Genomic DNA, 641 nt, shown 5'->3' on the forward strand with positions numbered 1-641 from the left:
ATCTTGGCGGAGGAGCGGTCCTTGTCGATCACCGCGGGCACGCCGCGGTAGGAGTCGTCCCGCTCGACCACGGGCACCCCGCCGCCGCCCCCGGCGATAACGACGTAGCCGTCGTCCATGAGGTCCTTGATGGCGTCGAACTCCACGATGCGCTGGGGCTTCGGGGAGGCCACCACCATGCGCCAGCCGCGGCCGGCGTCCTCCTTGTAGGCGTAGCCGGTCTCCTCGGCGCGCCGGGCCGCCTCCTCCTCGGTGAGGAAGGCGCCCACGGGCTTGGTGGGGTTCTGGAAGGCGGGGTCGTCGGGGTAGACCACGGTCTGGGTGACGACGGCCGCCGTCGAGCGCATGATGCCGCGGCGCTTCATCTCGTTGAGCACCGCCTGCGACAGCTGGTAGCCGATGTAGCCCTGGGACATGGCGCCGCACTCGGGGAAGGGCATCTCGGGGGTCTTGCCGTCGTGGGCGGCGGCGTAGTCGAAGGCGTTGTTGATCATGCCCACCTGCGGGCCGTTGCCGTGGGAAACCACCACGTTGATGCCCTCGGCGATCATGTCCACGATGTGCACGGCGGTGTTGGCCACCAGCTCCAGCTGCTCCTGGGGCGTGTTGCCCAGCGCGTTGCCGCCCAGGGCGATGACCAC

General features: G+C 69.7%; 1 protein-coding gene. It reads right to left on the reverse strand.

Annotated features, from left to right (window positions below; genetic code table 11):
* The coding region (locus DMP11_RS10090) for an amino acid kinase family protein (RefSeq protein WP_235869449.1) at positions 1-641 on the reverse strand (641 nt) is incomplete at both ends.

Origin of the sequence: Parvibacter caecicola, assembly GCF_003725335.1 — a bacterium.
In the GTDB taxonomy this organism is placed as follows: domain Bacteria; phylum Actinomycetota; class Coriobacteriia; order Coriobacteriales; family Eggerthellaceae; genus Parvibacter; species Parvibacter caecicola.